The sequence below is a fragment of the Bifidobacterium pullorum DSM 20433 genome (assembly GCF_000771405.1).
GTDB classification, from domain to species: Bacteria; Actinomycetota; Actinomycetes; order Actinomycetales; family Bifidobacteriaceae; genus Bifidobacterium; species Bifidobacterium pullorum.
In genome coordinates this window covers 206,432-219,090 of the sequence record NZ_JDUI01000002.1, presented here as the reverse complement: position 1 = coordinate 219,090, position 12,659 = coordinate 206,432, and the positions used below count along the sequence as shown (strand labels likewise).

The 12,659-nt window shown below is 65.9% G+C and carries 9 protein-coding genes; 8 read left to right on the top strand and 1 reads right to left on the bottom strand.

From position 1 onward, the window contains the following. The first annotated feature begins 165 nt into the window (after nucleotides 1-165). From OU11_RS02230 to OU11_RS02195, 8 genes are all read left to right on the top strand, one after another. On the top strand, nucleotides 166-1,026 hold the full coding sequence (locus OU11_RS02230; protein ID WP_033514218.1) for an exodeoxyribonuclease III: 861 nt from the start codon (nucleotides 166-168) through the stop codon (nucleotides 1,024-1,026). Nucleotides 1,027-1,118: 92 nt separating this feature from the next. Beyond that, the gene (locus tag OU11_RS02225; RefSeq protein WP_033514216.1) at nucleotides 1,119-1,976 is read left to right on the top strand and encodes a DUF3710 domain-containing protein; all 858 of its coding nucleotides are present in this window, start codon (nucleotides 1,119-1,121) and stop codon (nucleotides 1,974-1,976) included. Nucleotides 1,977-2,048: 72 nt separating this feature from the next. Further along, complete coding sequence (locus OU11_RS02220; protein WP_033514215.1) at nucleotides 2,049-2,783, top strand: DUF3159 domain-containing protein; 735 nt, start codon at nucleotides 2,049-2,051, stop codon at nucleotides 2,781-2,783. Nucleotides 2,784-2,875: 92 nt separating this feature from the next. Beyond that, nucleotides 2,876-4,138 (top strand): class I SAM-dependent RNA methyltransferase, encoded by a 1,263-nt coding sequence (locus tag OU11_RS02215; protein ID WP_033514213.1) that lies wholly within the window; start codon nucleotides 2,876-2,878, stop codon nucleotides 4,136-4,138. 24 nt (nucleotides 4,139-4,162) lie between these two features. Next, a complete protein-coding gene (locus OU11_RS02210; protein WP_033514211.1) occupies nucleotides 4,163-4,747 on the top strand; it encodes a type 1 periplasmic-binding domain-containing protein in 585 nt (194 codons plus the stop codon). A gap of 167 nt (nucleotides 4,748-4,914) precedes the next feature. Continuing rightward, nucleotides 4,915-7,563 carry an HAD-IC family P-type ATPase gene (locus tag OU11_RS02205; RefSeq protein WP_033514312.1) on the top strand — a complete coding sequence of 883 codons (2,649 nt, stop codon included), beginning with the start codon at nucleotides 4,915-4,917 and terminating at the stop codon, nucleotides 7,561-7,563. Between the two features lie 139 nt (nucleotides 7,564-7,702). Further along, nucleotides 7,703-10,411: an aconitate hydratase AcnA gene (gene acnA, locus OU11_RS02200; RefSeq protein ID WP_033514311.1), complete on the top strand. Its 2,709-nt coding sequence runs from the start codon at nucleotides 7,703-7,705 to the stop codon at nucleotides 10,409-10,411. 177 nt (nucleotides 10,412-10,588) lie between these two features. After that, nucleotides 10,589-11,221, top strand: coding sequence for a sugar O-acetyltransferase (locus tag OU11_RS02195; protein ID WP_033514309.1), 633 nt, complete (start codon nucleotides 10,589-10,591; stop codon nucleotides 11,219-11,221). A gap of 403 nt (nucleotides 11,222-11,624) precedes the next feature. On the opposite strand, the gene OU11_RS02190 is transcribed toward OU11_RS02195, so the two are convergent. Next, complete coding sequence (locus tag OU11_RS02190; RefSeq protein WP_033514209.1) at nucleotides 11,625-12,650, bottom strand: NAD(P)H-dependent amine dehydrogenase family protein; 1,026 nt, start codon at nucleotides 12,648-12,650, stop codon at nucleotides 11,625-11,627. Nucleotides 12,651-12,659: the final 9 nt, after the last annotated feature.

Sequence of the window (12,659 nt, the reverse complement as noted above, 5' to 3'; positions counted from 1 at the left end):
ACCGATATGCCCCGCGCCAACTCGGTATGATACACCGCCATCGGGGCGGATCCGGTTGCGGAAGGCGCAATCCGTCGGCGCGGTCACGAACGGTGGGCGGCCATCCGGCCGGGGCAGTGCGGACGTGCCCGGGTGCGGTGCGGGGCGGCTGGTATGGTTCGGGGTATGACGATCACTATCACGACTTCGAATGTCAACGGCATCCGTGCGGCGCGGCGCAAGGGCATCGCCGCCTGGGCGGGCGCGAACACGCCGGATGTGTGGTGCATGCAGGAGGTGCGTGCCCCGCAGGAGGAGGTCGATCCGATCTTCGCGGAATTCGGGTTTGAATACGCCACGGCGGGCAAGATCGGCGATCAGGGGGAATTGTCGGCGATGAACGAGGTCTGCCGGGTCAAGGGGCGTGCCGGGGTCGGGCTGTTGAGCGATCTGCCGGTGGTCGAACGCCGCTACGGCTTGCCGGGATTGGATGAGGACGTGGATTCGGGCCGGTGGATCGAGGCCGATGTGCGCACGCCGCAGGGGTATGTGATCACGGTGGCCTGCGTGTACGTGCACGCCGGCAACAGCGATGACGAGGTCAAGATGACCCAGAAGTACCGGTTCCTGGACACGATGCTGGTCCGTTTGGGGCAGTTGCGCGACGAGGCGGCCTCCGGCGGACGGCAGGCCGTGCTGTGCGGCGATTTCAACATCGCGCATACGCCGCTGGACATCAAGAACGCCAAGGCCAACGAGACGCATGCGGGCTTCCTGCCCGAGGAGCGCGCCTATGTGGACCGCTGGCTGGACGAATACGAATTCGTGGACGTGGTGCGCGACCTGGCCGGCGACATCCAGGGGCCGTACACCTGGTGGAGCCAGCGCGGCAGGGCGTTCGACAACAACGTCGGCTGGCGGCTCGACTACCAGTTCGCCACGCCTGAACTGGCCCAGACCGCGCGGGGGTTCGTCATCGACAAGGCCCCCACCTACGACGCCCGGTGGTCCGACCATGCGCCGCTGACCATCACCTATGACGTGTGACGGTCCAGCTGGCATTCAGGTTCGGATGTCATCCGGGTGCTAGGCTATAGGACGGTTGCACACGAGCACGAAACCATTATCAAAGGAGCATTATGGGACTGTTCGGATTCGGCAGGAAGAAGCGCGAAGCCAAGGAGGCCGAGGAGATCAAGGAGGCCGAGGATCTCGGGGCCGTCCGGACCGAGGCCGAAGAGGGCGAGTCCGCCGCCGAAACTCAGCCGGAGCAGACGCCGGCGTTCCCGCCCGCCCCGTCGGCGGCGTATGAGGGGCGCGGCGAGGTCTACGGCCCGTGGGATGTGAACGACGAGGACGTGCCCGACTACGACGAATACCTGGATCTGGGATCGTACTACCTGCCGTTCCTGCTGGGCATCCAGCTGCGCATCAAGGCGAACCGCAAGACGGGCCAGGTGCTGGGCGCCACGGTGACCTTCGGTGCCTCCAGCCTGGAGATCGAGGCATTCGCCGCCCCGAAGACGATGGGGCTGTGGGACGACATGCGCGCCGACCTGCTGGCCGCCAACGAGAAGGCGACCGAGAAGGAGGGCGTGTTCGGCACCGAGATCATGCTGCCGGTCACGCTCAAGGGCGGCCGCAGCGTGATGACCCGCGTGGTCGGCATCGACGGTCCCCGGTGGATGCTGCGCGGCGTGTTCTCCGGTCGCGCCGCCGTGGCCGAGGGGCCCGAAACCGATGCGCTGAACAAGTTCTTCGCCGATATCGTGGTGGAGCGCGGCGACGAACCGCTGGCGCCCCGCGATCTGATCCCGATGCACCCGCCGGTCACCCCGAAGCAGCGTCGTGCCGCCGAACAGGCCGCCGAAGCCGCCGAACAGGGCGATGACAAGCGTGACGTCCCCGGCAAGCCGAAGGGGCCGTTCGATTCCGACCAGCAGGTGCAGGTGGAGACCACGCTGTCGCGCGGGCCGATGTTCTCCGAGGTCCGCTGAGCCTATCGCTCGGCAGCCGGCCGGTCGCCATGGACGACCGGCCGGAGGAACGCTACTGATCGGGATACCCGTATGGCAGAACCAGGGAAACGTACCGGGCTGGCCTCGCTGGCCAGCGCCGGCGAGGATGAGGATTTCTCCGTCATCGACGCGATCGGCGGACCGCGCGGCGTCATCGAATCGATGTTGCCCGGAGTGGTGTTCGTGGTGCTGTTCGTCATCACCAGCAATCTGGAACTGACGGTTGGCGTGTCGGCCGTGCTGGCGGTGCTGCAGGTCGTCGTCCGCCTGATCCAGCGTCAATCGGCCGTGGGCGCCGCCAGCGGTCTGCTGGCGGTCGGCATCTGCCTGATCTGGGCGTGGCAGAGCCACGAGGCCCGCAACTACTACATGTTCGGATTCCTGACGAACGCGTTCTATATCGTCGTGCTGTCGCTCTCGCTGATCGTCCGTGTCCCCGCGCTCGGTCTGGCGGTCGAGTTCATCCGCACGCTGCCCACCGAACACCTCAAGGCCTGGCTGGACGATTGGATGCGGGACAAGCCGCTCAGGCGCGCGTACACGATCATCACCGCGCTGTGGATCGGCGTGTTCGCACTGCGGCTGCTGGTGCAGGTGCCGTTGTATCTGACCGACCAGGTCGGTTGGCTGGGAACGGCCCGCCTGCTGATGGGCATCCCGTTCTGGGCGCTGATGATCTGGATCTCCTACCTGATCATCGCCACGCCGATGCACCACCACAAGGCGATGCAATCCGCGGCGGAGGAACGGCACGCCGAACCGGAGCCGCCACGGCGGGACGCGTAGACGCGGCGTCGGGGCGGATGCCGTCCGGCCATGAACCAGTCGTACAGGCCGCAAGGCCGCAAGGCCCGTATCGGGCGTCAGGAGCAGGATGCATGGAATCGACGATCCGCATCGAACGATATGCCGATCAGGGCCGGTGCGTCGGCCATCTTGACGGACGCGTGGTGTTCGTCCGTTTCGCGCTGCCCGGCGAACTCGTGCGCATCGTGCTCGACGAGCCGCACGACCGTGACGATCGCTATTGGACCGGCGAGGTGGTCGAGGTCCTCGAGGCGAGCGAAGACCGTGTGACCCCGCCCTGGCCGCTGGCCGGCCCGCTGGCGATGGGCGGCGGCGTGGGCGGCGCCGACCTGGTCCATGTGAGCCTTGAGGGCCAGCTGCGCTGGAAGGCCATCACCATCGGCGAACAGATGAGCCGGCTGGGGCATATCGAGCTCGAGGACGTGCCCATCGAACGCATGGAGTGCGACCTCGCCACCGGAGGCCTCAACTGGCGTACCCGCATCGAGATGATCGTCGACGATCAGGGACGACCGTCGATGCGCCGCCGCGGCACCCACGTCCGTGTGCCGATCGACACGATGCCTCTGGCCAGCGAGACCCTGCTGCAGGTCGCCGCCGACCATCACGTCTGGGATGGCGGTTTCGAACCCGGCTCGCAGATCCGCATCGCCGCCCCCGAGCCCCGTGGCGCGCAGATGGCGGACGATTACGCCATCCTCGTCGACGGCGCGCTGCGCGATGGATCCCGGGAACTCGAGGAGACCGTAACCGTCGATGGGCATGATTTCCGGTACATGGTGGATGCCGCGGGCTTCTGGCAGATGCATCGTCAGGCGCCGGTCGCCCTGGCGAACCACGTGCTGGGGCTGGTCCGAGGCGTGCTCGACGGCGCGGCCGCCGCCACGGTGTGGGACCTGTACTCCGGATCCGGTCTGTTCACGTTGCCGTTGGCCACGCTCGCCGCCGATCGCATGCGCATGCTCAGCGTCGAAGGCGGCAAAACCCCCGTGCGCAACGCGCAGCGCAACCTGCGTCGCATCGGCATCAATGCCGTCGACGCGCGCTGCGGCGACGTCTCCGCCACGTTGCACCACGTGCCGCACGACCTGTCCCGTCCCGATGTCGTGGTGCTCGATCCGCCCCGCGCCGGCGCGCGCGCGAAGGTCTGCCGTCAGATCGCCGTCGCCGAGCCGCAGGGCATCGTCTACATCGCCTGCGATCCGACCAGCCTGGCGCGCGACACCGGCACGTTGCTCGGCCTTGGCTACGAGTTGGCCGATATCCGCGCCTTCGACATCTACCCGATGACCCATCACGTCGAGACCGTCGCCCTGTTCCGGCGGCGGGGCTGACGTAACGGCGGAAGGATGAACGCCATGACAATCCCGTTGCGGCGTATTGGCGGACTGGCCGCGGCATCGGTCGCGGCCCTGAGCTTGCTGGGCGCGTGCACGCCGCCGGACAAGGCCGTGGGCGATACGCAGGAGAAGGAACCCGACGTGGCGTTCGACGGACTCGACCGCGGCGACGTGGTCATCGGCTTCATCGGCTCCGACCGGCCAGATTTCGATCGCGTGGCGTTGCAGGCGTTCGAGGACTCCGGTCTGGCGGCCTCCTATCTGTCGGTCGCCGAGGTGGAGGACCCGGCACGTGCGGCGCAGCAAGGCGTGAAGGATATGGCGGAGCGGCAGGTGGCGATCATCGTCGTCAGTCGTCTCGACATCGCCGACGACACGGCGGACGGCTGGGACGACGCGCTCGGCGACGCCCGTGGGGCCGGGATTCCGGTGGCGTTGCTGAATCCGCTGTCGGATCTCCCGGACGATACGCTGTACGCGGCGGCGCTGACCATCAACGACCGTGCGGCCGATGCCACACCGATCGACGACGCCGTGATGACCATCATCGACGATCTGCCGCACGACAAGGACATGATGGTCGGCACACTGGTGGACGAGTAGGGGCGGAACCATATCACTCCCTCGGATGATGGCATGAGCGACGGGCTCAGGGAAGAATCAGGGGGTAGATATGTACCATCGGCGGGGACCATGCCCAATAATGGAAGAGAACCGATCGCCGCACGACAGTAAAGGACATCATGAGCACCGTCAATGACGCACCCGCTATGCCCGCGACCGCCGAGCCCGGATTGAGCCGGGCCGAGGTCGAAGCCCGTATGGAATCCGGGCAGAGCAACAGGGTCCAGGACTCGACCTCGCGCTCGCTGCTGGAGATCATCCGGGCCAATGTGTTCACGCTGTTCAACGGCATCATCCTGGCGGCCATGGTGCTGGTGCTCATCACCGGTTCCTGGCGTGACGCGGTGTTCGGGTTCGTCATCATCATCAACACGGGCATCGGCATCGTCACCGAGCTACGCGCCAAGCGTACGCTGGACAGGCTGTCGATCCTGGTGGCGTCCGACTTCCTCGTGCGGCGTGACGGGCGGGACGTCGAGGTGCCGCACAACCAGATCGTGCTCGACGACGTCATGTGGATCCGCTCCGGCGAACAGGTGCCGGCCGACGCCCAGGTGCTTGAAAGCTGGGGTCTGGAGCTTGACGAGTCGATGCTGACCGGCGAATCGCGCACGGTCCGTAAGGACGAGGGCGACCAGATCTATTCGGGGTCCACCGCGGTGTCCGGCATGGCGCTCGTCCGCGTCAACGCCGTGGGCGAACACAGCTACGCCGCCACGTTGACCGCCCAGGCCAAGGTCTACAAGAAAACCGTGTCCGACCTGAACAAGGGCATCAACACCATCCTCAAGTTCATGACCTTCCTGGTCGTGCCGCTGTGCGCGCTGCTCATCTGGTCGCAGATCAACACCGTCGGCGGCTGGGGCGTGGCCATCGCCACCGGGCAATGGCGTCAGGCCGTAGTCTCGGCCGTGGCGGGTGTCGTGGGCATGATCCCCGAAGGATTGGTGCTGCTCACTTCGCTGAACTTCGCGCTCGCCGCCATTCGGCTGGCCCGCAGGAACACCCTGGTGCAGGAGCTCGAATCGGTGGAGACGCTCGCCCGCGTCGACAGCCTGAACCTGGACAAGACCGGCACCATCACCGATGGCGGCATCGCCTTCAACCGTCTGGTCATGCTGGACGGCGCCGGCAGCGCATCCGGGCAGGCGTCCGCGGAACGTCAGCCGGCAGGGGGTGCCGCCGACGAACACACCGTGCTGCAGGCGCTGTACGACCTGTCGTATGAGGAACAGCCGAACGGCACGGGACGGGCGATTCTCGAGGCGTTGGGGGAGCGTGGGTTCGCCCCGGCCGGCATCGACATGCGCGTGCCCTTCTCCTCGGCGCGCAAATGGAGCGCCGTGTCCTATCCGCGGTTGGACGAGGTCGGGAACGCAGGTGCCGCTACCGGTGCCGATGCGACCGCCGATGGAACGGGACTCGTCGAGACTGGAGCACAGGCGCAGCCCGAAGGACTGTGGTACATGGGTGCGCCGGAGGTCATCCTGGCGGCGTTGGATGGTGAGTATACCGACGTCTTGAGCCAGGTCAACGCCATCGCGGCCGATGGCGACCGTGTGCTCTTGGTTGCTCATGTGTCCGGAATGGGCGCGGGGGAGTCGTCGGGGAATCCTGCTGAGGTTTCCGGCGGTTCCGTAGACGAGTCGGCATGGTCCGCACTGGCCGATGATCCACGTCTGGTTACTTCGGCGCGGCCGGTGGCATTGGTGGTCTGCTCGGAGCGCATACGCGCCGACGCCGAGGAGACGCTAGCCTGGTTCCGCGAACAGGGTGTGCGCTGTCGTGTCATCTCCGGCGATAATCCGGCCACGGTCGGGGCGATCGCCGCCAAGGTGCATCTGGCGGGGAACCGTAGCCCTGTGGCGATGGACGCCCGGGAGTTGCCCGAGGATATCGCCGAGATGGCCCGCGTGCTGGAGAACGTCGATGTGCTCGGCCGCGTGCTGCCCGACCAGAAGAAGGCGATCGTGCAGGCGTTGCATGCCGGCAATCACGTGGTGGCGATGACTGGCGACGGCGTCAACGACGCATTGGCCATCAAGGAGGCCGATCTGGGCATCGCGATGGGCAACGCCGCACCGGCCACCAAGGCCGTGGCCCAGGTGGTGCTGGTCGATTCGAAGTTCTCCCATCTGCCCGACGTGGTGGCGCGCGGGCGGCAGGTCATGGCCAACATGGAGCGCGTGGCCAGCCTGTTCCTCGTCAAGACCGTCTACTCGGCGCTGATCTCGCTCGGCGTGGTCCTCACGCAGATCCCGTACCCGTACCTGCCGCGGCACATCACCTACATCGGCGCGCTGACCATTGGCGCCCCGGCGTTCATCCTGGCGTTGGCGCCGAATACCAGGCGCTACATCCCCGGCTTCCTCAAGCGCGTGGTGCGCTTCGCGCTCCCCGGCGGCATGGCCACGGCGCTGTCCGTGCTACTGACAGCTTGGCTGCTGCCGGGCATCATGGGCTGGGATCCGGCTGAGTCGAGTGCGGATCTGGGGGCGCTGCGCGCCACCAGCGCGATCATCCTGTTCGTCATGGGCGTGTTCGTCCTGGCCCGCGTGGCCAAGCCGCTGAACTCGTGGCGGGGCATCCTGGTCGCCTGTTTCGCGGCGGCCGGCGTGATTGGCGCGTGCATCCCGTTCGTGGCCTCGTTCTTCGCGCTGCAATTGCCGACCGGCAGAACGTTGGTCGCCACGCTCGTCGCGTTGGCCATATCCGCGGTCATCTTCGCGATCTGCCTGTTCGCGGTGCCCAAGGTGTGGCATGTCGTCGAACATCACCGCCACGCCGAACGTTGAAGCGGCGACGGCGAATTGTCTCACATGACAAGCTGACACGCCAGAGAGCGATCGAAACCGCGTTACCGTGGAGGGCGGTATACCGACGGCGGGCGCACGCATGCATGTGCGGCGCCTGCCCCGACTGGCGGAGGGATCCATGGCATTGCGTGACAGCCAATTGTCCACGTTGAACGCGGCGGGCAAGGAATACGACTACTACCGGATCGACAATCTCGACGGCATCGACCATCTGCCGTACTCGCTGAAGGTACTGGTCGAGAACCTCATTCGCAACATCGACGGCGCGAACATCACCGACGGGCACGTCAAGGCGCTGCTCGACTGGGATCCGGACGCCGAACCCAGCCATGAGATCCAGTTCACCCCCAGCCGCGTGGTTATGCAGGACTTCACCGGCGTGCCCTGCGTGGTCGATCTGGCGACCATGCGTGACGCGGTCGAGGCGCTGGGCGGCGATCCTCAGGTCATCAACCCGCAGGTGCAGTCCGACATGGTCATCGACCATTCGGTGCAGATCGACAGCTACGGGGTGTCCGACGCGATCGAACGCAACATGGACATCGAATACCGGCGCAACCGTGAACGCTACCAGTTCCTGCGCTGGGGGCAGCAGGCCTTCGAGAACTTCCGCGTGGTGCCGCCGGGCACCGGCATCATCCACCAGGTCAACATCGAATACCTGGCCCAGGTGGTCATGCGTAAGGCCGCGCAGACCCCGACCGGGCGCGAGCTCGCCTACCTCGACTCCTGCGTCGGCACCGATTCGCACACCACCACCGTCAACGGCCTGGGCGTGCTCGGATGGGGCGTCGGCGGCATCGAGGCGGAGGCGGCCATGCTCGGTCAGCCGATCTCGATGCTGGTGCCGCGCGTCGTGGGCTTCAAGCTCACCGGCTCCATCCCGGAGGGCGTCACGGCCACGGACGTGGTCCTGACCATCACCGACATGCTGCGCAGGCATGGCGTCGTCGGCAAATTCGTGGAATTCTACGGCGAAGGCATCGCCTCCGTGCCGCTCGCCAACCGCGCCACCATCGGCAACATGGGACCGGAATTCGGTTCGACCTGCGGCATCTTCCCGATCGACGACGTCACGCTCGACTATCTGCGCCTGACCGGCCGTTCCGAGGAGCAGGTCGCGCTGGTCGAAGCGTATGCGAAGGCGAACAAGCTGTGGGGCGACGCCAGCGCCCCCGGGTATGTGGAACCGACCTATTCGGAGTATCTCGAACTCGACCTCGGTTCGGTCGTGCCCTCCATCGCAGGTCCGAAGCGCCCCCAGGACCGCATCGAGCTGTCCTCGGCCAAGCAGGCGTTCGAGGCGGCGCTGCCGATCTACGAAACGGCGGACACCGTCACCGACCCCGTGCCGGTCCACACCGACTTCCGAGGCGATTTTGCATTGACGAACGGTGCCGTGGCCATCGCCTCGATCACCAGCTGCACGAACACCTCCAATCCTTCGGTGATGATCGCCGCCGGACTCATCGCCCGCAATGCGGTCGCCAAGGGACTCAAGCCCAAGCCATGGGTCAAGACCTCGCTCGCCCCCGGCTCGCAGGTCGTCACCGACTATCTCAAGGCCGCCGGTCTGCAGGATGATCTCGACGCGCTCGGATACCAGCTCGTCGGCTACGGCTGCGCCACCTGCATCGGCAACTCCGGGCCGCTGCTGCCCGAGATCTCGGAGGCCATCAACGCCAACGACCTGACCGTCACGGCCGTGCTCTCCGGCAACCGCAACTTCGAGGGGCGCATCTCGCCGGACGTCAAGATGAACTACCTGGCTTCGCCGCCGCTGGTCATCGCCTACGCGCTCGCCGGCACGATGGACTTCGATTTCGCCACGCAGCCGCTGGGCGAGGATACGGACGGAGAACCCGTGTACCTGAAGGACATCTGGCCCACCAACGCGGAGGTCGAGGCCGTGGTCAACGGCACGGTCAGCCGTGAGATGTTCCTCAAGGACTACGCCTCCGTGTTCGACGGCGACGAGCGCTGGCGCGGCCTCGACGTGCCCGAAGGCGATCTGTTCGCCTGGGACGAGGCCTCGACATACGTGCGTCGGCAGACCTTCTTCGACGGCATGGGCGCCGAGCCCGAGCCGGTGGCCGACATCCACGGCGCCCGCGTGCTCGCGTTGCTCGGCGATTCGGTGACCACCGACCACATCTCGCCGGCCGGCGCGTTCAGGGCCGACAGCCCCGCCGGCCGCTACCTGACCGAACGCGGCGTCGAACCGAAGGATTTCAACTCGTACGGGTCTCGCCGCGGCAACCATGAGGTCATGGTGCGCGGCACCTTCGGCAACATCCGTCTGCGCAACCAGCTGCTCGCCTCGGTGGGGCACGAGGTCACGCCGGGCGGATACACCTACGATTTCCTGGCCGGCCGTCCGACGACCATCTACGAGGCCTCGCGCGACTACCAGGTGCACGGCGTGCCACTGGTCGTGCTGGCGGGCAAGGAGTACGGCACCGGCTCGTCCCGCGACTGGGCCGCCAAGGGCACGATGATGCTCGGTGTCAAGGCCGTGATCACGGAAAGCTTCGAGCGCATCCATCGGTCGAACCTGATCGGCATGGGCGTGCTGCCGTTGCAGTTCCCCGAGGGCGAATCGTATGCCTCGCTGGGATTGGACGGCACGGAGACCTATGACATCGCCGGCGTCGAGGCCCTGAACTCGGGGGAGACCCCGAAGACCGTGCGCGTCACCGCCACCAAGGCCGACGGCACGGTGGTGGAGTTCGACGCGGTCGTGCGCATCGACACCCCCGGCGAGGCCGACTACTACCGCAACGGCGGCATCCTGCAGTACGTGCTGCGCAACCTGATGAAGCGCTGACGCGGAAGCCACCGTACACCGAAACGCCTGCCCCCATGCCTGCGGGGTGGGCGTTTCTCGTTATGAGCCGGAAGCCGGTGCTTTCCCCGACCATATCTCGGACCTTTCGGCTCAAATTATGCAAACGTTGTCATTGTGTCGGCGTGTTGCATCGCGCGATGGTGTTGCATGGTGTGCATGACACAGTACAACAGCGAAAAGGAACGCATGCTCGCCGGCGAACTGTATGTGGCGGCCGATCCGGAACTCGGCGAGGCCAACATGCGCAAGCGCCGGCTCGTGCACGAGATCAACACCATGCCCTATGACCAGCTCGACGAGCGCATGAAGCTCTTCCACGAGCTGTTCGCCGAACTGGGGGAGGGGTCCTTCGTCGAGGCGCCGTTCAACTGCGACTACGGTTCAAACACGCGCATCGGCAGGAACTTCTACGCCAACATGGACTGCATCTTCCTGGACGTGGCGCCGATCACCATCGGCGACAACGTGTTCTTCGGCCCCCGAATCGGACTGTACACCCCGTATCATCCGATTGACGCCGAGGTGCGCAATGCCCAGATGGAGGGCGGTCTGCCCATCACCATCGGCAGCGACGTCTGGTTCGGCGGCAACGTCGTCGTATGTCCGGGCGTGACGATCGGCGACGACGTGGTCATCGGCGCCGGGTCGGTGGTGACCAAGGACATCCCGTCCCATTCGGTCGCCGTCGGCAACCCCTGTCGCGTCATCCGCGAGATCGGCGAGAAGGACCGCGAATACTGGCAGGCCAAGGCCGCCGAGTACCGCGCCTGGAAGGATTCCCGGATCTGAAGGCCCCCATCTTCCAAGGCGCAGCTAGATGCTGGTGCCTTTTCGGGCGCAGTCAGATCCGGTGTTTCCGGACGCAGCTTGGCTTGGTGCTTTCCGGGAGCAGCGGGATCCGGTGTTTCTGGCACGGTTTGATTTGACGTGTTTCCGGGGGGCTTGGTCTGGCGTCTTCCGGTCACAGATTGGTTTGATGTTTCCGGTCGCGGCTAGATGCGGTGATGCGGTCCGGTGAGTGGTACGACACGCCGTTATGGTGGCAAAGCTACCCCAAAAGTTTGCCGGGATTGGCGGAAAATAGCCAAAGCCGGCAAACTTTTGGGGTAGCTTTGCCACACCCCTCGGCGTGTCGGGTGGGGTTGGCCCATGTACGGCGAGGCGTGGTCTGCTGGAGCGCGCGGACGACCGGTCAGCCCACATACAGCGAGGCGGGGTAGGTCAGATAGCTGATCTCATCCAGCTGGTCGGCGGTCACGTAGCCCGCCGGGGCGTTCAGCACATCGGGGATGCGGTTGACGATGGTGGCGCAGGTATGCTCGACCGTGGCCGGCTTGACCACATGGAACTCCACATCCGGCTCGCCGGCGATCGTCCAGTCGCACATGTCGCCATCGTCCGGTCCGTACACCTTGCCGATGCAGGAGGTCTCCAACGTGATGCCCTGATTGGTCTCCGTCGTCACCACAGCCGACATGCCGATGCACTTGCCCGCCGGAATCGTCTCGCCGAGCGTCTCGGAATACACATCCACGTCGCTGAAATAGGGCACGGCCTTCTGCGTGGTCGAGCGGATCGTCAGACCCATCTTCTGGGCCAACGACTCGTTGGAATTCCATACATAGGACGGCACAATCGTCTCGGGGTGCGCCAATTCGGCCTCGAACTGTTCGGCGGTCAGGCCGCAGCCATGCGCCTTGGCCAGCGCCAGGCCGTAATCCTCCACGTTGTAGCTCACCGCGCCGGTGATCTTCTCGATGCGGTGGCAGCCGGCCGCCACCTGCGCGACCATGTTGATCCAGAAGATGTCCTGCATGCCCGAGCCGACCATGGTGGCACCGTGGTCCTTGGCGATGCGGTCGAGCCGGTTGGTCACCGCGGGGGCGGTGGTCCACGGGTAGATGGCCTCCTCGCAGGTGGTGACCACGCTGATGCCGCGGCTGAGGCACTGCTCGCACATGGCCTCGATCTCCTCGGTGAAGCTGAACAGCGTCACGACGGCGATGTCCGCGTCGCACTCGTCCAGCACGGCTTCGGCATCCGAACGGATCGGCACGTTGATCGGCCCGATGCCCGCGTAGACGCCGGCGTCCATGCCGACGACCTCCGGATTCACGTCGATCGCGCCGACGATCTGGATGCCTTTCTCATGCATGTAGCGCATGGTGTACTTGGCCATTTTGCCGCAACCGTACTGAATCGCCTTGATTGCCTCCATACTTGACTC

Excerpts from the sequence above, each read along its gene's own strand:
- OU11_RS02210 (WP_033514211.1), top strand. The coding sequence starts at position 4,163 with ATGACAATCCCGTTGCGGCGTATTGGCGGACTGGCCGCGGCATCGGTC.
- OU11_RS02215 (WP_033514213.1), top strand. The coding sequence starts at position 2,876 with ATGGAATCGACGATCCGCATCGAACGATATGCCGATCAGGGCCGGTGC.
- acnA (WP_033514311.1), top strand. The coding sequence starts at position 7,703 with ATGGCATTGCGTGACAGCCAATTGTCCACGTTGAACGCGGCGGGCAAG.
- OU11_RS02230 (WP_033514218.1), top strand. The coding sequence starts at position 166 with ATGACGATCACTATCACGACTTCGAATGTCAACGGCATCCGTGCGGCG.
- OU11_RS02190 (WP_033514209.1), bottom strand. The coding sequence starts at position 12,650 with ATGGAGGCAATCAAGGCGATTCAGTACGGTTGCGGCAAAATGGCCAAG.
- OU11_RS02195 (WP_033514309.1), top strand. The coding sequence starts at position 10,589 with ATGACACAGTACAACAGCGAAAAGGAACGCATGCTCGCCGGCGAACTG.
- OU11_RS02225 (WP_033514216.1), top strand. The coding sequence starts at position 1,119 with ATGGGACTGTTCGGATTCGGCAGGAAGAAGCGCGAAGCCAAGGAGGCC.
- OU11_RS02205 (WP_033514312.1), top strand. The coding sequence starts at position 4,915 with ATGCCCGCGACCGCCGAGCCCGGATTGAGCCGGGCCGAGGTCGAAGCC.
- OU11_RS02220 (WP_033514215.1), top strand. The coding sequence starts at position 2,049 with ATGGCAGAACCAGGGAAACGTACCGGGCTGGCCTCGCTGGCCAGCGCC.